A 21,696-nucleotide genomic window follows, 5' to 3' on the forward strand; every position below is an offset into this window, starting at 1 on the left:
TTAGCCCGATCTTGCACTCCCTTTTAAAGCTCCAAGTCGGGCCAAGCCGGTTATTGTTAGAGGCTGTTTACTGCCTTTCTGTCCAGTGCCGAGCGCATCCACCACTCCTTCACAAGTATCCCGAATACACCCAAGATCAGCCCCAACACTGCCCCCAAGAGAATCAATAATAATTTCTTGGGTTTCACAGGTGTTTCCGGGACCACTGCATAGTTATCAATAGCGGCAAGTCTGAGTAGCTTGTCGCCTGGCTTCAGGTTCTTGAGCACAGCCAATTGCTCGTTCAGAATCGGCAGCCCTTCAATATAGGGATCATTATTTTCCCGCGCTTTCAATAAGGCCAGCTCAGCCTCCAGCACCAAGCTTCCCCGCAGATAGGCCGTATCGCTGGTGTGAGTTGGTGCTTCACCAGCATAGGTAATAATCAAGTTGGTGCTGTTCGAGGGAGCCTTCAGGTCTATTGATTTGGCGAGCAAAATGTCCTCTTTCAAGCGAGTGATACGGTTCACCCGGTCTTGCTCCGCAACCGTACGCAGCCCATCAATCTCTATATTCAGTTGTTGGACACGAGTATCGATAGTACTGGTCAATGTGCTCAAGGCTTGCTCACTGGAAGCATGCATCGCCATTTCTATGTAGTCATTAACCCAAGTGCTTGCGATGGTTGGGTTATGGTCCGCCAAGCTAACCGTGGCCAGATCAGGTGTATTGGTCGTGGGCAAGGCGATACCAAGAGCAGAGTTAAAGTCTTTCCATAGCTGCTCTCTTTCATTAGTACTGGGCTTGCGATCACCAATTTTTTCAGGCAAATAATATTTATCAAAAAATGAAAGTTTTAATGATCCAGAATTCAAATGTCGTAAAAATATACGATAAGCATCCTCTGGTCGCAAAAAGATTCGATACGCACCCTCAGCTTCCATTCCTGGCAACTTCTCTACGCTTTGAGCAACTGCATTGTAGCTACTCAGGTTAGCAGGCGTTGGCGGCAAAATATTACTACTGGCTTCATAAGTCGGGGCACTAATAAAAGCATAAGCAGCAGCTATTAATGTAGTGAACAGAATACAGACGAGCAAACGTACTTTATTCCGCCAAAGGATCAGAACAAGATCACGCAGGTCAATATCATCAACATGTTGGTGTTGCATAGTCTTGGGTACTCAAGTCACTATTTGGTTATTGTCAATAAGAACAAGCAGTCCATCGCATTGACGGCAATATGGAGTCACACCTTGCGGCTTCAGTCGCCAACTCTGACGGGTCTCTCGGCAATCGACTCACTGTATCCACGAATAATTCATATGTAAAGTAAGCGTCCTCAAGGAAATGTCACCGCAGCATAGCTCCGGGCCAGTGCCATCAACCGCACCTCACACCCCATCAGCCACGGCCGTTACGCAAATCGCTCTATCAATAATTTCAGACACTTAAAAACAGCTCAAAGAAGCTATCTATCGCCGCTATGGAGTCTCAGAGGGGGCACGACTAGTATTGAGGGGATACAGCTTTGCCCACAAGTAGACCAAAGAGATCAGAAAAAATATCAGCGTATTATTTCTGTGGAACATCACTTGAGATTGGCTAAAAATAATATAACCAACAATCAAACTGGCACCACAAAATGCCGTAACACGTAATTCCAGGTTATTGGATCGTAATTTCGACAAGAACCCATATAAGCCATAAAACAAGAGCCCCATAAAAGGTACTAGTCCGACAATACCTGATGTCACCAATACCTCCAAAAAGGAGTTATGAGTATTGGGCAGCCCCATGGCATTCTTTAATTTTGGATTTTCCACTGCAGCCTGGGCTAATACCTCGCGATACTTTACTGACGGTGCTCCAATCACGATATTTTCTTTGATCACAGCCGCTGTTTGCACCCAGAGTGCCAGGCGGTTCCCTATCGATGTATCGGGATTCCCCTTTTGATACTCAAGAATCTCCCATTGGGCTGCCTCTACCCTTTTTTGGAAAAAATTCGAATTCATAGCGACTACAGCTCCTGCTACACCCATAACTAAAGCGAGCAACGCTACAAATTTGATATTTTTCTTATGAATAAAGCCAACACAAAAAAGCACGGCAATAAACGGGAATGCAATCCAGCCACCACGACTACCGGACAAGAACGAGGCGTATAAGCCCGCCCCGCTAGAGAAGAGGTAGAACCAGGCCAAACCACTCTTCAGTTTTGCCTTTGTATAGAGCCACCCCGCAAAGGAGAAAACCCCCAGCATGAGAGACAAGTCACCAAACTGAATGACACCGGTATAGCCGCTGACTCGCTGGTTAACTGCAATGTCCATCTGTGACCAGGCAACCAGCCAAGCTGCACAAGCTCCCATGGCACAACAAACAAAGAACCAGCTCAAACTTGGTTGACTCAAGACGAACAAGACAAGTATGGGAACCACCAGCACATAACGAGATGCCAAGTCGTAATTACTTGCTGGTTCTCCATGTGCATAGCTAATAGCGAACCATATAACCGAGCAGCTAACCAGAAGCATCATCAAAGTACGCTGTTTAGGGTTCAGTTGCTTATTTGGCAAGGACGCGAGGGCAAACAACCCTCCCAGCAGCAAGAGTCCCACACCGATGATCGGTCCCCGATTCCAGGCCAGGAAAACGGGATAGCACAGAAGGAGTCCCAAATGGGCAAGCAAAGGCTGTGCAAGCTGTAAATTAGGCATTTTTAACGGCTAGTAAGGTACTACCATGAAGGCACTGAGAAAGGTAGCGTATTGTAATACTGCTAAAGTTTCGCGAGCTTAACTTAATAAGCTGCCTTTCACCAAATCGTCTTCGAGTGCTTCTAACAAAGCAATTTCTCTCGACCTTTGCTTATCTTGTTTCCTACAGCATAGAGAGCTGCTTAGCTGCCAACCCTTTCTTACCTATTAAAGGTATTCTTGTACATATTATGACAAGACTAAATAAACGCATGAGGTAAGACTAATAGGCTCAAACCCACTACACAGATGGACCTCAGCAAGAGTCACCATACATGCTCCGTCGACCGCATTGCGCTGCGTCAGTGTACCGAAACTGTACCTAAGCGAACTTTTAAGAAAATCCCCCAGTACTGGGGCTATGACTTGAATCGCGCTAGGTGCTTGTGAACACTAGGGATTTTTGAGTGGTGCCCGGGGCCGGAATCGAACCGGCACGCCTTGCGGCGGGGGATTTTGAGTCCCCTGCGTCTACCAATTTCACCACCCGGGCTAGGTATGGCAACCTGAGAATCCAGGCTTGGAAGGAAAGATTGTTATTATACGCAGATTCCTCGGGGTTTTGGCAAGTGCTACAGCAATTTTTTTAAATTTAGCCTGGCACTGAAAACATTTCCGCCTAAAGCCCATCTGAAGCTCCGTTTTCCGCCTGCTTTGTCACAACTGCTTAAGCATTAACGGACAGTTCTCGGCGAACAGGCACCTGCACCACTTCCGCCCATACTCAAACCTGGACTCCAAATAAAAAAACAGGCCAGGTATACCGTCCTGGCCTGCTCAATCTTTTTGTTCTAAGTTTGGGGTCCCTAGTCCCCTGCCACAGCCTGTCCGTTACGAATCCACTCTCTCCAGATCGCAACCAACAAAGCCATCAGGACCGGGCCGATAAACAAGCCCACGATCCCCATTGTTTGCACACCGCCAACCAAACCAAAGAAGGTCGGCAGGAAGGGCAGTTTTACCGGGCCACCCACCAGGCGTGGTCGCAGTGTTTTATCGACGATAAACAGTTCGATAGCGCCCCACAGGAACAAGCTCACGCCAGCTACCAGATGACCAGAGCCTATTAAATACAAGGACACCATTGTGAATGACAGGGGAGCGCCGCCAGGGATCAACGCCATAAAGCCGGTGATCACACCCAAGAGTACGGGCGATGGAACACCTGCAATCCAATAGGCAATACCCAAAACCACGCCCTCACCCAAGGCGATCAGGCCCATCCCGGTAACGGTGGAGTTCACAGTAGCAGGCACAACCCGGGAGAAACGCTGCCAGCGGCCTGGCAAAACTCGCTCGCCAACAATATCCAATTGCACCAGCAGTCTGTCACCATCTTTGAAGATGAAGAACAGCGTGATCAGCATGAACAGCACGGTCAGCAGCAGGTGAAACACGTTGCCGGTAGCGGACAGGACCATGCGGTAGATATTGCCCAGGTGCTGGCCGCTAACCATCTCGACCAGCTCGCCCAGCGCGTGGGGCTCGCCTAGGTAGACTTGCCAGTACTCGGTCAAGCGCTCGCCCATCAGGGGCATGGCTTTGATCCATTCCGGAGTAGGAGTGCCGTAGCGGTTGGCGGCTAGCGCCCAGGTAATGAAGCTGCTGGCTTCCTGGATTGCGAAGGACAAGGCCAGGGATAAAGGCACAACCAGAACCACGATGACGACCAGCAAGGCCAATGTAGCCGCCAGTGCGGTGCGGCCATTGCAGCGTACAACCAGCCGTTTATATAAGGGCCAACCGGCCAGGCCTATGATCAGCGCGGCCAGAACAGGGACCAGAAATCCCTTTAAAAAGTAGACGCCTGCGGCCAGCAATAGCAGCAATAGCCAGCGAGCGATTAGAAATGCGGGTAAGACGGGTTGCATAAACGGTGGAGACCCTCTTGTCTATTGGTCTGGGCATGGGTCGGTGCCCGAAAGTTTTTTGACGATAGCATGATCACAGCCCTAGGAATACCCGTTTCTTACAAGAAGCTGAGCGAGGCGTTTGATACGACAAACCCGCTTTAAGCAAGCCCGATCTTTCTGATCAAACCAGAATTGACATGGCACTGATCTATTCAGCGTTGGAGCTAAGCCAAGGCCCGAGAGCTCAACTACATGATCTGCATCGCCTACCAAGTATCCTCCTCGTCCAACTAAAGGACTAGGGAAAAGTTACTTCCAACGCCTTACGGCCAAGTTTGTATGTCCACGGCAACTCTCAGGCCTCTCTTGCTGCTCAGCTCAACACGCTAGGGCCCTCCCTTCACTCCCTCTCCCAGTCCTTCCACTTCGCGTGCCTGACTGCAATTCAGGTGCGAGCTGCCGCATCTTTTTCTGCTTAAACCCTCCCAATCAACCATCCACAGGTAAACCCCAGTTTTTTTAATTTTTCACATACGTAAAATATTTTTCTCACACAGGAAATTTAGAAATGAAAAAACCATCTTGGATTGTTAGTCCCGAAGACGCCATTGCCTACTCTCCCGCTAATCACACGGGCACTGTGAATCGCCGCTTGATCAGTCAGGCCAATGTCGGCGCCAAGCATGTGGAGGTGCTTTTGGGGGTGATTGAAAAGAACCAGGGCGCCCTGCCCCATGCGCACCCTGGAATCGAGCAGGTCTGTTATCTGCTCAGCGGTACTGCCGATGTGGAAGTCGATGGCGAACGCGGTCAGATGAAAGCAGGCGAGTGCTGTTATCTCCCCCCTGACAAAAAGCACGTTTTCACCGTCACCAGCGATGAACCCGCTCAGCTGCTGGTGATTTACTCGCCGCCCTACGAAGAACACCCCGATCGGGTTATCCGCTGATCCGCGTGCTTGCTGGTTTGGGCTAACGCGCCCTGCCTTTCCACCCTGAGGAGACCGCTATGAATTTCAAGAAAAATAATCTTTTGCTTTCGCTACGTTCACGCTGCAAGGCCGTATTGGCCTGTAGCGCCGCCATGCTGCTGATGAGTGGCAATGCCTGGGCTCAGTATCCGGAACGAGCCATTACCTTGATCGTGCCTTTTCCGGCTGGATCAGGCACCGATGCTGTAGGCCGGATCTTTGCGGAAGAGATGGGCAAGCGGGTAGGCCAAACCATCATTGTGGAAAACCGCCCAGGTGCCAATGCCTCCATTGCGGCCAACTATGTAAAACGGGCTGCCCCAGATGGCTACACCCTGTTCATCACCACCAATACCTCGCATTCTGCTGCGCCGTGGCTGATGAAAAATGTGCCCTATGATCCGATCAAGGATTTCACGCCCATTGCCCGTGGTGGCAACCTGCCTTTTATCCTGGTGACCAATCCCGATCGTCCCTACCAAACCGTTGAGCAGCTGCTGCAATACGCCAAAGCCAACCCTGGTCAGATTACGTACGCCTCTGGCAACAGTACCGGCATCGTGGCAGGCGGCACGTTGGATCTGCAAGCAGGCATGAAAGCGCTGCATGTCCCGTACAAAGGCACCCCTCAAGCACTGACTGACCTGATCGCCGGGCAAGTGGACTTCATGTTTACCGACGTCACCTCCGGGCTGGCGTTTATTAATAGTGGCCGTCTGAAAGCCTTGGCCGTGTCCACCGCCAAACGCAGTGCCTTGCTGCCCGATCTGCCTGCCATGGAAGAAGCCGGCTTGTCTGACTTTGACATTACTTCCTGGAATGGATTTTTCGGCCCGGCAGGGATGGACCCGGAGCGCGTGCAGCTACTCAACCGCACCATCAATGAAATTGTTCAGGACGAAACCGTGCGCCAGAAACTGGCCCAGCTAGGTTTTGATGCCTTTAGCGGCCCGCCCGAGGAGTTCGCCCAGTTTGTTCAAGAGCAGTATGTACTGTGGGGAAAACTGATTAATGACGCCAATCTCGGCCCTCAGTAATTGCGTGGACACCAACCATGACTGAACACAAGAAGGACAATGTGGGTCCATTGAGCGGTATCCGTATTCTGGATTTAAGCTCGGTGGTGATGGGGCCCTTTGCCACGCAAATTCTGGCCGATCTGGGAGCTGACGTGATCAAGGTGGAGTCCCCCAGCGGGGACACCATGCGGGCAGTCGGCCCTATGCGCAACGCGGCTATGGGGGCCTTGTTTCTCCATCTGAACCGCAATAAGCGATCCGTAGTTCTGGATTTGAAGACCTCTGCCGGTCAAGAGGCCTGCCTGCAGCTGATTCGGGAATCGGATGTGCTGCTCTACAATCTGCGCCCGGCCGCCATGGCACGCCTGGGCCTGGATTACGAGCGCGTCGCCGCTGCTAACCCGGCTATTGTGTATGTCGGCGCCTATGGCTTCGGGGAAGATGGCCCCTACGCCGGACGTCCTGCCTACGATGACCTGATCCAGGGCATGACGGGGCTAGGCCATCTCTACCAGCAGCAATCCGGTGATGTACCTCGCTATACGCCGTTGACCCTATGTGATCGCACAGTAGGTCTGCATGTGGCCGTAGCGGTACTGGCTGGTGTCATTGAGGCACGCCAAAGCGGCCAAGGCCAGGCAATTGAAATCCCCATGTTCGAAGCAATGGCGCATTTTGTGCTGGGCGATCATCTAGGCGGCCACTCTTTTGAGCCTGCACTGGGTCCCACCGGCTATGCCCGCCTGCTGGCTAAAGAGCGCAAGCCCTATCAAACCAGTGACGGTTTTCTGGTGCTGTTGATCTACAACGACAAGCATTGGACCAATTTCTTCTCCCTGATTGGTCAACCCGAACTGCAACAGGACCCGCGTTTCAGCTCGCACTCGGCCCGCGCCATTCATATCGGCGAGGTCTATGACTTTGTGGCCTCACAGATCAAGCAAAAGGACACAGCTTATTGGCTCCACGCCTTGCGTCAGGTCGACATCCCGGCCGCCCCCTTGTACTCCATCGAACAACTGATCGATGACGAACATCTACAAGCGGTACAGCATCTGCAGCATATGGAGCACCCGACCGAGGGCCCTATCCGCACCCCCTCCCCTCTGGGCAAATATTCGCGCACCCCTCTCAGCATTCGACGCCATGCTCCGAGCCTGGGAGAACACACTGCCCAGGTTCTGGCAGAGCTGGGCTACAGCGAGCAAGACATACAGGCCATGCTGGCCAGCGTTCACCCCTCACCCCGAGAACAGATTGTATGAATATTGAATTAAGCGAAGATCAACGCGCCTTGGTGCAGGCTATTGAGTCGGTTTGCCAGCAGTTTGATGACGAGTACTGGCTGGCCCGCGATCAGGATGGCGTCTATCCCCATGACTTTCATAAAGCGTTGGCAGACGGTGGCTGGTTGGGCATTGCCATGCCAGAGGACTACGGCGGGGCGGGCTTGGGCATGATGGAAGCTGCCCTGATGATGCACACCATCTCCCGTACCGGTGCCGGGTTCTCGGGTGCGTCTGCCGTACATATGAATATTTTTGGTCTGAATCCGGTCGTGGTGTTTGGCAACGATGAACAGCGCGCCCGCTTTCTGCCACCATTAATTCAGGGCAAAGACAAAGCTTGCTTTGGCGTCACCGAACCCAACTCCGGACTGGATACCAGCAAGCTGGAAACCCGTGCTGTTTTGCAGGGTGACCATTATCAGGTGCATGGTCGCAAGATCTGGATTTCCACTGCTCAAGTTGCCAACAAAATCCTGCTACTGGCCCGCACAACCCCGCTATCGGAAGTCAAAAAGCCGACGGATGGTCTATCTCTGTTCTATACAGACCTGGATCGCAGCACCATCGAGGTGCGTCATATCGACAAGATGGGACGCAACGCCGTGGACTCGAACATGCTGTTTATCGACGGGCTGCGTATTCCTGTTGAGGACCGTATCGGTGAGGAAGGTAAAGGCTTTAGCTATTTGTTGCACGGCTTGAACCCGGAACGAATTCTGATCGCCTCCGAGGCTATTGGACTAGGCAGAGCCGCCCTGGAGAAAGCCACCCTCTATGCCAAAGAACGGCACGTATTTGGACGACCAATCGGGCAGAATCAAGGTATACAGCACCCGCTGGCCCAAGCCTGGATGCAGTTGGAAGCCGCCGACCTGGTCACTTTAAAGGCTGCGGCTTTGTATGATGCTGGCAAGCCTTGCGGGGAGTATGCCAACGCCGCCAAATACCTGGCAGCCGAAGCCGGTTTCCAGTCTTGTCAGACCGCCATTCAAACCCTGGGAGGCATGGGTTACGCCAAGGAATACCATGTAGAGCGCTATCTGCGCGAAAGCTTTATTCCGCGTCTGGCTCCTGTCAGCCCGCAATTAATCATGTGCTATATAGCGGAAAAAGTGCTGGGACTGCCCAAGTCCTATTGAGCCGCCTTCTAGGCCTCTTCAATAAAACGGCAAGCTACACGCAGGCGCTCCGCGTAACTTTGCAGGTTCTGTTCAATACGATAAACAGGACCTGCAATCGAAATGGCGTAACTGCCGCCTGATAGCCGGATAGGCCACGCAATACCGCCCACATCCGACATGGACTCGCCCATATTGCCGTACCAGCCGCGCTGCGCAGAGGTTTCCAGGTCTGCATTCACACTGTCCAGGCTGGTCAAGGTCTTGTTCGTAAAGGCTTCCAAAGGTCCATCACCCAAGAGTTGGGCTCGCTCTTCCAGTGTCATCTGAGACAACAGCGCTTTACCAATAGAGTTAGCATGAACATGGCGTTGGGTTCCTGCCACCGCCACATAGCGTATGGGATGCGGGGAAGAAATCACCTCTACATAGACCACTTTCTTATCCAGATCCAGCTTGCCAAACACAACGGTTTCCTGCGTGGTGTTGCGCAGTTCTTCCAGGCTGGGGCGAACTTTTTCCAGAATCGGGTCTGCTTGAGAAATACGCTGGGCCATCGCCAGCAAACGGCCTGTCGGGTAATAACCTTGCCGACGGCCCGTCTCGTAGATATAACCCTGCCGAGACAAAGTGCGCAGCAAAGCCAGGCAGCTGGATACAGGCGCATCCAGCAATCGGGCCATTTCAGAAAGCGCTAAAGGGCGTGTCTCCCGAGCAAACAGTTCGATGATCTCGATAACGCGCAGAGCAGTTTTGACATTGCTCTCGGCTGGTTTGGTGCTCATGCTCAGGGCGCCACCGGTAATGCACGTTTATGCGCCGAAGCACGGAAGGTCTTGATGATGATCTGCGTGGCTTCATCATCAATCACCTTGCCTTCCAGAAAATCATCAATCTGGTCATAGCTGACACCAAAGGCGTCTTCGTCCGGTTTCAAGGGGCTAAGGCTTTCCAGATCGGCAGTGGGGACTTTGAACACCAAGGCGTCAGCAGCGCCCATCGCACTAGCCAAGGCACGCACACGGCGTTTATTCAAGCCAGCCAAAGGCGTAATGTCAGCAGCGCCGTCACCAAATTTGGTGAAAAAACCCATCAAGGCTTCAGCGGCGTGGTCTGTACCCACCACCAAGCCACCGTTCGCACCAGCAATCGCGTACTGTGCCACCATACGCTGACGGGCTTTGATGTTGCCCATCAGAAAATCCTGTTGAGCGTCATCGCGGAACTTCAGGCCGGAGGCCAGCAGCTGATCCAGCATGGCGTCCGATGCGGGCTTCACGTTCACGACCAAGGTCTGATCGGGATTGATGACCTTCAGACCACCTTGGGCGTCTTTCTCGTCAGCCTGCTCACCGTAAGGCAAACGCACGGCGATGAATTGCGCTTGATGGCCTTGCTCACGTGCCTGCTCTACGGCTCGCTGAGACAGACACCCTGCTGCCAGGGAGTCCACGCCCCCGCTGATCCCCAGGACCAGGCTGCGGCAGCCGGTACGCAGCAGATAGTCACTTAGAAAGCGGACGCGACGTTCGATTTCTTCCTGAGCATCGAAATGATCCGTGATCCCCAATTCCACACGGATACTGGCTTGCAAAGCGCGTTGATCATCTGTCATGGCGCAGGCTCTCTACACAAAGTGAACAATAGTTCGATTGTAAAGGACTGGGAGAGCTGTGCCATACCGCCTTATCAGGGGCTTTTAAAAAATTGGGATCCTTATTCATTAAAAATGGATTCTGTATATAATCTTCAGTCAAGAAAAACAAATCGCCCTTACTGAGACAAGCCCCTTAGCTACTGCTCGGGCATCATAAAACCCGCCCATGCCATCCAGTGCCTTGCGCGACATTGAGCGTGCTTACAGGCCCGGCTGGCAGCAAGCTCACCAGACGTATCCCATGAGATCCTCAACTGAAATCGCAGACGAAATCCTGAGACGTATTCAGTCCGGCCACTACCGGCCCGGCGACTCGCTAAGTCAATACGAGCTTGCGGAGGAGTTTCAGACCAGCCGCACCCCTGTTCGGGAGGCCCTGCGTTTTCTGGAGGCACGCCGCGTGACCTCGTTGACCAAGACCGGACGCACGATTGTGGCTATTCCTTCTGCCAAATCAATCCGCGAGGCATTTCAGATTCGGGCCGAACTGGAAGGCTTGGCGGCGCAGTTGGCGGTAGACTGGATCAAGGACTCAGATCTGGAGGTCCTGATGCAGCATCAGTCCGACTATGCCCGCACCTTGCGAACGCGTGTGCGCAGCGAGGAGGGGTCAGAATGGTTGCAACACAACCGCTCTTTCCATGACCTGATTACGATCACCAGTCACAACGAGCGCCTGCACGAGCTGATTCAGGAGCTGCAAAACGACAGCGTCTCCAGCGCTTTAAGTTTTGCCTCGAAAATGCCGCCGCGTTTGATGGAAGAAAATATTCTGGAGCACGAAGCAATTATCTCTGCACTGGCCGAACGCAATGGGACAGCAGCACGCGAAGCCATGACCGAGCACGTTGCCAAGACCATGAACCTGGTATTGGACTGGTTGCCTGAGCGCTAAATAAAAAACAGTGCCACCCGCAAGGAGAGGTGGCACCGCACAATCAAGGTGGTTTGCGATCCCCCGGACAAACCACCCGATTGTTAAAACCGCGGCCTGCGCACTTGCAGGCAATCCTCTACCAGTTGGGCAACATCCACCAGCCACTCATCCTGATACAGTCCCCCCACCAGTTGCAGCCCCACGGGCAAGCCAGAGGCGCTGATTCCGGCAGGCAAGGAAATGGCAGGCTGCCGCGTCAAATTGAAGGGATAGGTATAGGGATTCCAATCCAGCCAATTCTGCGAACTGGCCTCAGCTGGAGCTTCCCGACCTGCCTCAAAGGGCAATATTGGAACGGTAGGCGTCAGGACTAGATCAAACTGCGCAAAATGCTTAAGCATGGCCTCACCCAGCTTTTGTCGGCCAATCAGGGCTTGGTAATAATCTGACAAGCTGTTTTGCTCGCCCTTGCTGGCAACCCGGCGCAGGCCCTCATCAATTAAAGCGTGTTGCCCGGTAGAGACCTGACTTACCAACCAGGCCGTACCGGCTTCCCAATGCGCCGTAATCAGCTCTTTTGAGCCAGCCAAGGGTAGCTCGGTAGGCATGATATGCGCGCCCTGCTCTTGCAACTTGTCCGCCGCCGCCTGGATGATGCCCCTGACCTCGGGGCTGCAATACTCATCCAGATGCAGACCGATGCGCAGGCCCTGCAAGGTAAAAGCGGGAGCTCGCACATGACGCGGCAAGGGCACCGAGTTCCAGTCACGTGGGTCGGCCTGCATCATGACGTTCAGCAAACCTTCCAGGTCCGCCACGGTTCGGGCCATGGGACCGACATTGGATAAAGTCAGCATCGGACCAGCAGGCCAGGCAGGTACGCCCCCGAAGGTAGCTTTCATGCCGGTGACGCCGCAAAAGCTGGCGGGAATACGGGTGGACCCGCCGCCATCCGTACCGATTTGCAGCGTCCCCATCCCCGCTGCCAGCGCCGTGGCCGCACCGCCGCTGCTGCCTCCGCTGGTCAGACTGAAGTCCCAGATATTACGGGTGACTCCCGTTAAGGGACTGTCCGCCGTTCCCTTCCAGCCAAACTCCGAGGTCGTCGTTTTGCCGATCAGTACCGCCCCGGCTTCACGCATCCGCGCCACCGCAGGCGCGTCATCCTGGGCAGCGTCCGCCATCCTTGCTGCACTTGAACCATAGCCAGTCGGCAAGCCACGCACCAGAAGCAAGTCTTTAACTCCGTACGGAATGCCATCCAAAGGACCACGTGCCGCACCTGCCATCCAGCGAGCCTCTGATTCGGCTGCCTCTTGCAAGGTCAAGGCACGGTCCAGATAACAGTAGGCATTCACAATGGGGTTCCAGCGATCCACTGCATCCAGCGTAGCCCTTGCCACATCTACAGGAGACACCACTTTGCTTTGATACAAGCGCTGCAATTCATCCGCACTGGCATAAATCAGATCCATAAACGTGGGAGACTTCATGTCCACGGCGCTCTCAGATTTGGCGATTGGCTCGTCCTTGTGGGAACTACGCATCATGCTGACGCCTCCATCAAACGAACCAGCACCAGGGAGATCTCAGGCACATAAGCCAGGATGAACAGAACGATGATGGCTGCAATGACAAAGGGCATGACCCCTCTCACCACCACCTCGTAAGGCTGGCCTGATACGGAGACCGTCGTGAACAGATTCAGGCCAAAGGGAGGGGTAAAGAAACCCACCACCAGATTGACGCAGAACACCACACCCAAATGGATAGGATCCACACCCAAGGCAATGCCGATAGGAACCAGAATCGGTGCCAGGATCACAATGCTGGCTGCAGCATCCATCACGCAACCAACCAGCAGCAGAAACACCACCAGCAAGGCCAGGTACAGGAACTGTGTATCAAGCAAAGGCGTCAGTTCCGTCACCATCAGCATGGGGATACGCGCCGAGGCCAGAATCCAGCCAAAAATACCGGCTGCGCCAAGAATAATGCCCACCATGGAAGAGGTTTCTACCGAGCTTTTCATGACCTGCCACAGGGTACCTACAGTGAACTGGCGGTAGCACACGCCCAACACCAGGCTGAATACCACACCCACGGCGGCGGCTTCGGTAGGCGTGAACACACCACCATAGATGCCGCCCAGAATCACAACAGGCATCAACAAGGACGGAATCGCCTTCAAAGCCACCATGACCATCTCTTGCGAGGTATAGGAACGCGCTGCGGTTTTAGGCACTTTCAGCTTTCTGGTCAGCAGCATATGGGTCAGCATGAAAGCCAGAGCCATCAACAAGCCGGGCAGGATATTGGCTACAAACAGCTTGGGGATAGAAACGTTGACGGTTGCGCCATACAGAATCAAGGCAATGCTGGGCGGAATGATATTGCCCAAGGCACCGGACGAAGCCGTAATCCCTGTCGCCAAAGAAGCCGGATATTTCTGCGCGATCATCGCGGGCATCATGATGGCGCCAATAGCCGCCACCGTTGCCGGAGCCGAGCCAGTCAAGGCACCAAACATGGCACAAGCAATCACCGTCACATAGCCCAGTGCGCCATGGACGCGCCCGACCAGCATGTCGATCAGATCAATCAGGCGCCTGGACAGGCCCGCCTTTTCCATCAGGTTTCCCATCAGGATAAACAGCGGCACCGCCAGCAAGGGGAAGGAGTCCAGCCCCGCCATCACACGCTGCGGCACAACAATCAGTGGACGCATGCCGGTAAACAGCAAAAACAGCGCACTGCACAGCAATAAGGAAAAGGCGATAGGAATGCCCGCGATGAACAGCGTGAACATCAAACTAAAAAGTAAGAGAGCTTCCTGCATTTACACCCCCTCCAACGACTGGCTGGGCTGATCCCGATACCCGTCCAGCAGAGCATTCACACACTGCACGGCGATGATGGCGCCGCCTACCGGCAAGGCTGCGTACACATAGGCCATGGAGATACGCAGCGCAGGACTAAGCTGCTGGTAGACAATGGCAATCAGTTGCAAACCCTGCACCAGCAGGACCAGTGCGCAGGTCAAAATCGCAATCTGAACCACGCCGCTATGCACTTGGCGGGCTTTGCCTTTCAGTCGCATCACCAGCAGGTCAATCACGGCATGGCCATTGCTTTTAACCAGCACAGCCGTGCCTAGCATGATCATCCAGATAAAGCTGTAGCGTGTGATTTCCTCAATCCATGGTGGGGAGTAACCCATAAAATAGCGCCCGGCCACCTGCACTGATGCGGCCAGCACAATCAGCCCCAGAAATGCCGCCCCCAAGGTTCTGCATAAGCTATCCAGGCGGGTACTGACTCTATCGGCCCAATCGAGCAAAGAGTGTTTCATGATGGTTATCCGCCAGGATTATTGAGCAAGCGCCGCAGCACGGGTGACTAGATCAGGATCAATCACCGTCTTGTATTTTTCGTAAATCGGCATGACGGCTTGGCGGAACTGCGCTTTATCCACATCGGCATTAATGGACACGCCTGCCTCCATCAGTTTCTTCTCGATCTGCGCTTCGCTCTGGATCAGGAACTGACGTTGCTCCTGCACCGACTCGCTGGCCGCTTTCTGGAAGATGGCTTTTTCATCAGCCGATAAGGTGTCCCAGACCCGCCCGGAAATCACCAAAGGAATCGCCACATAAACGTGCTCGGTTCGGGACAGATAAGGGGCCGCTTCGTAGAAGCGACTGGTATAGAACAAGGCCGTGGGGTTCTCTGCACCATCAATGGTTTTTTGCTGCAGGCCGGTAAACAGCTCCGGATACGCCATGGAGGTGACATTCACGCCCAGCGCCTGCCAGGTATCCACATAAATAGGACTTTCCGGCGTACGCACTTTCATGCCGCTCAGATCCGACAAACTGCGGATTGCGTGCTTGGAGTTGTACAGATTCCGGAAACCGCCATGCCCCCAACCCAAAATTTTCAGGCCGGACTTTTCCAGATCTGCTTCAATCGGATCCGTGAAACTGGAGTCCAGGGTTTTGAAGGCGGTCTGGTAATCCTTGAACAGGTAAGGCAGATCAAACACCATCGCTTTTTTCTCAAAGGTGCCCAAGGTGAAGCTGGCAAGCAGGCTCATGTCCACCGTGCCCAACTGCATGCCTTCAGCCACATCGCGCTCGCCACCCAGTTGGGCTCCGCCCAACACCTGGACCTTGATTGCCCCCTTGGTTTGATCTTCCACTCGCTTGGCAAAACTCGTTGCCAGGTGGTGGTACATGTCTTCGCCCTGCTCTACCGAAACGTGGGCAAGCTGTAGTGTTCGCGGGCCTTTGCTTTCATGGTTTGCTGTCTCGCTCGAACCGCCTTTGCCACATGCGCTCAGCGCGCCCAGCATCGCCAGAGCCGCGATTCCCACTCGTGTCATTCGTTTCATGATCGTCCCCCTGCATCCTGTGGTATTGAATTTCTGTTCAGTTTTATTTGTGTTTCAAGCCAGCCCTGATCGGGCTTTTTTTGCTTGTTGATGCTGCCCATACGCAAAGGCATGGGCAGCTTTCCTGTAGCTCGCTGTTAAAGCGGGACTGCTTACACCGCTCTGGATTCTTCGTCTAGGGAACGGCGGGTTTTCATATTGAAGCGGCCTTCATAAATCGCAGGCTGGCGGGTGGTCGGACCCATGTACTGCACGTACAGAATCTCGCCATCTTCCAGGGTCGTCAGTGCGTGCTCGTAATGCGGGTCCGGGTGAAACACCATGGTGCCCTCGCCGTAGATCACGCCATTGATCTCGAACTTGCCCGCCAGGATGTACCAGATCTGGGCAAAGTAATGGCTGTGCAAAGGGTGCCCGGAGCCCTTCAGATACTTCACGACCCCGGCGTTGGGAATGGTGGGGTCGTCTTGCGTGGGGTGGAACATCATCTTGGTGAACTGCCCTTCGTAGCGCAGGTTGTCCCACTCCAGATCATCCCGATGCTTGACCGCCATTTCCCGGTGAGCTGCCGTCAGCGGGCCGCCGATGCCACCCGGATTCAGAATCGGAGCCAAGGTAATTGGATCTATTTCACTCATCACTTCCTCCTTAAAAACCAAATTAACAAAATGGGATCCCGTTTTATATGAAATGGATTCTATCAGGACGATGGCACCGGAATATTCGTATTTACCCGGTACGTTTCTACCAGGCATAAAAAAACCCCACCTGCTTCAAGGCAGGTGGGGTTTTTACAAGCAGAACTAGTGCTTAGCGGTCCAGTTGCGACACATCACGCACGGCACCACGGTCAGCCGATGTTGCCAGCGCGGCATAGGCTTTCAGTGCTTGCGACACAACGCGCTCGCGGTTCACTGGCTTCCAGGCCTTGGAGCCACGCGATTCCATTTCGGCACGGCGTGCGGCCATTTCTTCATCGCTGATGGCCAAGTGGATACGACGGTTGGGGATGTCGATCTCGATGGTGTCGCCATCTTGCACCAGGGCGATATTGCCACCCTCGGCAGCTTCAGGCGACGCATGACCAATCACCAGACCGGACGAGCCACCGGAGAAACGACCATCGGTGAACAAGGCCGAGCTTTTGCCCAAGCCCATGGATTTCAGATAGGAGGTGGGGTACAGCATTTCCTGCATACCAGGGCCACCTTTGGGGCCTTCGTAGCGGATGATGACCACATCGCCTGCCTTGACCACGCCATCCAGAATAGCGGCTACGGAGTCATCCTGGCTTTCATAAACACGCGCCGTGCCGGTGAAGGTCAGAATGCTTTCATCTACGCCAGCGGTCTTGACGATACAACCGTTGATGGCCAGGTTGCCGTACAGCACAGCCAAGCCACCGTCTTGCGAATAAGCATTAGCCTTGTCGCGGATACAGCCCTTGGCGCGGTCTGTGTCCAATTCCTGGTAGTAACGGTCCTGGCTGAAGGCCACTTGGGTCGGAATGCCGCCGGGGGAAGCACGGAAGAAGTCGCTGATGGCTTTGACGTTGTCGCCCTTGACGTCCCAACGCTTGATGGCTTCACGCAAAGTGCCGCTGTGTACGTTGCCTACATCCAGGTTCAGCAAGTCGGCACGGGCCAGCTCGGCCAGAATAGCCATGATGCCACCTGCGCGGTGCACGTCTTCCATGTGGAATTCGGGGGTAGCGGGGGCCACTTTGCACAGGCAAGGGACGCGGCGCGAAATCTTGTCGATATCGGCCATCGTAAATTCCACACCGGCTTCCTGGGCAGCGGCCAGCAAATGCAGCACGGTGTTGGTGGAGCCGCCCATGGCCACGTCCAGGGTCATGGCGTTTTCAAAAGCCTGGTAGGTGGCGATGTTGCGTGGCAGAACGGATTCGTCGTCTTGCTCGTAGTAGCGTTTGGCCAGATCCACGATCAGGCTGCCAGCGCGCTCAAACAAGCCTTGGCGGCGAGCGTGGGTGGCAACAATGGTGCCGTTACCAGGCAGGGACAGGCCCAGCGCCTCGGTCAGGCAGTTCATGGAGTTGGCGGTAAACATGCCCGAACAGGAACCACAGGTCGGACAAGCGCTGCGCTCAACGGCTTCAGCCTGTTCATCAGTGACATTAGGGTCAGCGGCTTGAATCATGGCGTCCACCAGATCCAGCTTTTGCACCACGGTCTTGCCGTCTGGCGAGTAGACCTTGCCCGCTTCCATCGGTCCGCCCGACACAAAAACCACAGGAATGTTCAGGCGCATGGCGGCCATCAACATACCGGGGGTGATCTTGTCGCAGTTGGAGATACACACCATTGCATCGGCACAGTGGGCGTTGACCATGTATTCCACCGAGTCGGCGATCAGTTCGCGCGAAGGCAGGGAATACAACATGCCGCCGTGGCCCATCGCAATACCGTCGTCCACCGCAATGGTGTTGAACTCTTTTGCCACACCGCCGACCGCTTCAATTTGACGGGCAACCAGCTGGCCCATGTCTTTCAGGTGTACGTGACCCGGTACGAATTGCGTAAAGGAGTTCACCACCGCAATGATCGGTTTGGAGAAATCCTCGTCTTTCATACCGGTGGCGCGCCACAGGGCACGCGCGCCGGCCATATTCCGACCGTGGGTCGAGGTACGGGAGCGATATTGGGGCATGACTACTCTCTGAACAGGAAAATTATGTAAAGATACCTATCATAAACGTCCCAAGGCGCTTTGTGCGCGTCAAGGTCGGGAAGGCGTCTTACCGTAGGGCGGCTACCGATCTGGCACCCAGAATCCTTTGCAGCAAAACCCCTTAGTTAACAGGAGATATATTATGCCGCAGGCCGTGCCTGACCTTTCCAACCTGCTTCGACAGGACATCCGCTTTCTGGGCAAGGCCCTGGGAGAGGTGATTCGTGATAGCGAAGGAAAGGCAACCTTCACGCTGATTGAAGCCCTGCGCCGGGCGGCTGTCAGTTTCAGACGTGAACACGATCCGCAGCAAGCACGGATTCTGGAAAAAGACATTCCCAAGCTGAACGATGCGCAGGCCCGTTCCGTGGCCCGTGCCTTTGCCTACTTTTTGCACCTGTCCAATATTGCCGAGGACCGCGACCAGAACCGTCGCCGCGAAGAGCAAGATCCCGAAAAGCTGCTGGGCAGCCTGCAACATGCCATTCAAACCTTGATGGACCAGGGTTTGAGCGCCAAGAAAATTCGCCGCTATCTGCAAGAAGCCTGTGTGATGCCGGTGCTGACGGCTCACCCTACCGAAGTTCAGCGCCAAAGTACGCTGGCTGTGCATATGGCCATTGCCGATGAATTGAACGGCCTGGATCACAAAGCCAGCGCCACGCAATCAGCCCGCACCCAGGAAAAGCTGACCGGTCTGGTGTCCCTGCTGTGGCAAACCCGCATGCTGCGCGATCACAAGCTGACGGTGATGGACGAGATCGATAACGCCTTGGCCTATTACGGCTCCACCTTCCTGCCCACCATTCCGCAGCTGTACCACGATCTGGACCGTTTGCTGGAACCGGGCAAAAAAAGCCTGCTGGATCAGAAAACACGTTCCCTTCCCGCCTTTTTGCGCATGGGCAGCTGGATTGGCGGCGATCGCGATGGCAACCCCAATGTGGGCCCTGAAACGGTTGAACAAGCGGTGCTGCGCCAGTCGACACGCGCGCTGCAACACTATCTGGAGCAGATTCGTCTGCTGGGTACAGAAATCTCCGTATCCGACGCACTGAACCGCGTCAGCAAAGACCTGGCGGCCTTGTCGGCCAGCAGCCAGGACCCATCGCCACACCGTGTAGACGAACCTTATCGCCGCAGCTTTATTCATCTGTACGCCCGTATGGCGGCCACAGCGCAGAACCTGCTGGGCCGCGACCTGGCCGATCGCCCCACTTACGCCGCCCCACCCTACGCAAACCCGCAAGAATTCAAGGCTGATCTGCAAATCATTGCCGACTCCCTGGCTGAAAACAAAGGCGGCGCCATTGCCGGCCTGCGTTTGAACGAATTGATTCAAGCTGTGGAGGTTTTTGGCTTCCATCTGGCCACTTTGGACCTGCGCCAAAGCTCGGACGTGCACGAGCGCGTACTGGACGAGCTGTTCCGCGTGGCAGGCACGCTGTACAAGGACGAACCCGTCAATTACCGCCAACTGTCCGAAGAAGACCGCATCACTTTGCTGCGCTCGGAGTTGCGCCACCATCGCCCCCTGGTTTCGCCCTGGTATCGCTACTCGGAAGAAACCGAGAAAGAACTGTCCATTCTGCGCAAAGCCGCCGAATGCCGCCGTCGCTTTGGTGCGCGTGCGCTGGAACAAACCATTGTGTCGCACACCGAAACGCTCAGCGACTTGCTGGAAGTACTGGTGCTGCAACAAGAAACCGGCCTGATCGTGCCCAACTCCAACGAGCCAGAGCATCAAGGTCTGATGGTTGTACCGCTGTTCGAGACCATTCCTGACTTGGAGCGTGGCCCGCAAATCATGCAGGAATGGCTGGATATGCCTGAAATCCGCCAGCGCGTGCGTCACGCTCAGGACAGCGTGCAGGAAGTGATGCTGGGCTATTCGGACAGTAACAAGGATGGTGGCTACCTGACCTCCAACTGGACGCTGTACCGTGCCGAGCGTGAATTTGCGCAGGTTTTCTCGCGCCGCAAAGTGCGTTTGCGCCTGTTCCACGGTCGTGGCGGTTCGGTAGGCCGAGGCGGTGGTTCCAGTTTCGACGCGATTCTGGCGCAACCTCCAGGCACCGTGAATGGCCAGATTCGTCTGACCGAGCAAGGCGAGATGATTCAAGGCCGCTACAAGGATGCGGACGTGGGCCGCTGGCACCTGGAGCTGTTTGTCGCTGCCACGCTGGAAGCCAGCCTGGGTTCACGTAAAGGCTCGTCCAATGACGACGAACATCTGGCTGCGTATGGTGACGCCATGGCCTGGATGTCCGAGCAGGCCCATCAAAGCTATCGCCAGCTGGTCTACGGTACGCCGAACTTTGATCAGTACTTCTTCCAGTCCACGCCTATCAAGGAAATTGCTGGCCTGAATATCGGCTCGCGTCCTTCCTCGCGCAAGGCCACGCAAAGCATTGAAGACCTGCGTGCCATCCCCTGGAGTTTCTCCTGGGCGCAATGCCGTCTGCCTATTCCTGGCTGGTACGGCATGGGCACGGCCTTGAACCGCTATCTGGAATCGGGGCTGCCCAATGATGGCCTGAACCGCGCCAAACGTTTGGCCCAACTGCAAACCATGGCGCGCGACTGGGCCTTCTTCCGCACGCTACTGTCCAATATGGAGCAGGTGCTGGCCAAGACTGACCTGGATATCGGCCTGAAGTACGCCGGTCTGGTCGAGGACGAGGAACTGCGCGAGACCATCTTCACGCAAATCCGTGACGAGTTCGAGCTTACACACCGACTGTTCCGTGAAATCACCGGCCATGAACTGCTGGCGCACGATCAGGCTTTGCAAGATGCCCTGGCCGAACGCTTCGCCTACATTGACCCGCTGAACCACTTGCAGGTGGAACTGCTGCGCCGCCATCGCCGTCAAGGTGAAAAGGCCAACAAGCCCACACGCAGCGGTGTGAACAAGCAACACGTCATTCACCTGACGATCAACGGTATTGCGGCTGGCCTGCGTAACTCGGGCTAAAGCGAAACCATGGAAATTGGCTCTATTAATTACTTTTATAAATAAGCTAATTTCCAAAAGAAGTTAAGAGCGTACAATAAGCCATTACTACGCTTTCTGAAAAAGGCGTGA

17 protein-coding genes and 1 tRNA gene are annotated in these 21,696 nt (G+C 54.6%); 6 read left to right on the plus strand and 12 right to left on the minus strand.

All coding sequences use genetic code 11. The annotated features are described in order from the left end of the window. Nucleotides 1-56 precede the first annotated feature (56 nt). From U2949_RS05595 to U2949_RS05610, 4 genes are all read right to left on the minus strand, one after another. Entirely contained in the window at nt 57-1,151 is a 1,095-nt protein-coding gene (locus U2949_RS05595; protein WP_321286589.1) for a Wzz/FepE/Etk N-terminal domain-containing protein, read from the minus strand. Nucleotides 1,152-1,463: 312 nt separating this feature from the next. After that, the gene (locus U2949_RS05600; RefSeq protein ID WP_026484201.1) at nt 1,464-2,702 is read right to left on the minus strand and encodes an O-antigen ligase family protein; all 1,239 of its coding nucleotides are present in this window, start codon (nt 2,700-2,702) and stop codon (nt 1,464-1,466) included. Between the two features lie 447 nt (nt 2,703-3,149). Continuing rightward, nucleotides 3,150-3,234: transfer RNA gene (locus U2949_RS05605), tRNA-Leu, on the minus strand. A 313-nt stretch (nt 3,235-3,547) separates the two neighbouring features. Beyond that, a complete protein-coding gene (locus tag U2949_RS05610; protein WP_035275006.1) occupies nt 3,548-4,612 on the minus strand; it encodes an AI-2E family transporter in 1,065 nt (354 codons plus the stop codon). Between the two features lie 550 nt (nt 4,613-5,162). Between U2949_RS05610 and U2949_RS05615 the strand changes: the two genes are divergently transcribed. Genes U2949_RS05615 through U2949_RS05630 form a run of 4 tightly spaced genes read left to right on the plus strand, consistent with a single transcriptional unit; the run spans nt 5,163 to nt 9,011 of the window. Beyond that, the gene (locus tag U2949_RS05615; protein WP_321286591.1) at nt 5,163-5,543 is read left to right on the plus strand and encodes a cupin domain-containing protein; all 381 of its coding nucleotides are present in this window, start codon (nt 5,163-5,165) and stop codon (nt 5,541-5,543) included. Between the two features lie 59 nt (nt 5,544-5,602). Beyond that, a complete protein-coding gene (locus U2949_RS05620) occupies nt 5,603-6,601 on the plus strand; it encodes a Bug family tripartite tricarboxylate transporter substrate binding protein (protein WP_407654164.1) in 999 nt (332 codons plus the stop codon). 17 nt (nt 6,602-6,618) lie between these two features. Further along, the gene (locus U2949_RS05625; protein WP_026484140.1) at nt 6,619-7,848 is read left to right on the plus strand and encodes a CaiB/BaiF CoA transferase family protein; all 1,230 of its coding nucleotides are present in this window, start codon (nt 6,619-6,621) and stop codon (nt 7,846-7,848) included. Beyond that, nucleotides 7,845-9,011 carry an acyl-CoA dehydrogenase family protein gene (locus U2949_RS05630; protein WP_321286593.1) on the plus strand — a complete coding sequence of 389 codons (1,167 nt, stop codon included), beginning with the start codon at nt 7,845-7,847 and terminating at the stop codon, nt 9,009-9,011. The genes U2949_RS05625 and U2949_RS05630 overlap by 4 nt, the downstream gene beginning before the upstream one ends. Nucleotides 9,012-9,019: 8 nt before the next feature. Here the strand turns inward: U2949_RS05630 and U2949_RS05635 are convergent, their stop codons facing one another. Then, entirely contained in the window at nt 9,020-9,775 is a 756-nt protein-coding gene (locus U2949_RS05635) for an IclR family transcriptional regulator (RefSeq protein ID WP_321286595.1), read from the minus strand. Between the two features lie 2 nt (nt 9,776-9,777). Beyond that, on the minus strand, nt 9,778-10,605 hold the full coding sequence (gene nadE, locus U2949_RS05640) for an ammonia-dependent NAD(+) synthetase (protein ID WP_321286597.1): 828 nt from the start codon (nt 10,603-10,605) through the stop codon (nt 9,778-9,780). 283 nt (nt 10,606-10,888) lie between these two features. Between nadE and U2949_RS05645 the strand changes: the two genes are divergently transcribed. After that, on the plus strand, nt 10,889-11,542 hold the full coding sequence (locus U2949_RS05645; protein WP_321286599.1) for a GntR family transcriptional regulator: 654 nt from the start codon (nt 10,889-10,891) through the stop codon (nt 11,540-11,542). 83 nt (nt 11,543-11,625) lie between these two features. Here U2949_RS05645 and U2949_RS05650 read toward each other — a convergent pair whose 3' ends face one another. The 6 genes from U2949_RS05650 to ilvD form a co-directional block, all read right to left on the minus strand. Beyond that, nucleotides 11,626-13,074: an amidase gene (locus tag U2949_RS05650; protein WP_321286601.1), complete on the minus strand. Its 1,449-nt coding sequence runs from the start codon at nt 13,072-13,074 to the stop codon at nt 11,626-11,628. After that, nucleotides 13,071-14,363 (minus strand): TRAP transporter large permease, encoded by a 1,293-nt coding sequence (locus tag U2949_RS05655; protein WP_026484134.1) that lies wholly within the window; start codon nt 14,361-14,363, stop codon nt 13,071-13,073. The genes U2949_RS05650 and U2949_RS05655 overlap by 4 nt, the downstream gene beginning before the upstream one ends. Then, on the minus strand, nt 14,364-14,876 hold the full coding sequence (locus U2949_RS05660) for a TRAP transporter small permease (RefSeq protein WP_051316331.1): 513 nt from the start codon (nt 14,874-14,876) through the stop codon (nt 14,364-14,366). An 18-nt stretch (nt 14,877-14,894) separates the two neighbouring features. Further along, entirely contained in the window at nt 14,895-15,917 is a 1,023-nt protein-coding gene (locus tag U2949_RS05665; RefSeq protein WP_321286604.1) for a TRAP transporter substrate-binding protein, read from the minus strand. Between the two features lie 152 nt (nt 15,918-16,069). Beyond that, the gene (locus U2949_RS05670; protein ID WP_026484132.1) at nt 16,070-16,555 is read right to left on the minus strand and encodes a cupin domain-containing protein; all 486 of its coding nucleotides are present in this window, start codon (nt 16,553-16,555) and stop codon (nt 16,070-16,072) included. 172 nt (nt 16,556-16,727) lie between these two features. Continuing rightward, complete coding sequence (gene ilvD, locus U2949_RS05675; RefSeq protein ID WP_026484131.1) at nt 16,728-18,587, minus strand: dihydroxy-acid dehydratase; 1,860 nt, start codon at nt 18,585-18,587, stop codon at nt 16,728-16,730. A 163-nt stretch (nt 18,588-18,750) separates the two neighbouring features. Here ilvD and ppc point away from each other — a divergent pair, with 163 nt between their 5' ends. Further along, the gene (gene ppc, locus U2949_RS05680; RefSeq protein WP_088451288.1) at nt 18,751-21,585 is read left to right on the plus strand and encodes a phosphoenolpyruvate carboxylase; all 2,835 of its coding nucleotides are present in this window, start codon (nt 18,751-18,753) and stop codon (nt 21,583-21,585) included. Nucleotides 21,586-21,696 lie beyond the last annotated feature (111 nt).

This window comes from Alcaligenes phenolicus (assembly GCF_032063905.1).
GTDB classification, from domain to species: Bacteria; Pseudomonadota; Gammaproteobacteria; order Burkholderiales; family Burkholderiaceae_B; genus Alcaligenes; species Alcaligenes phenolicus.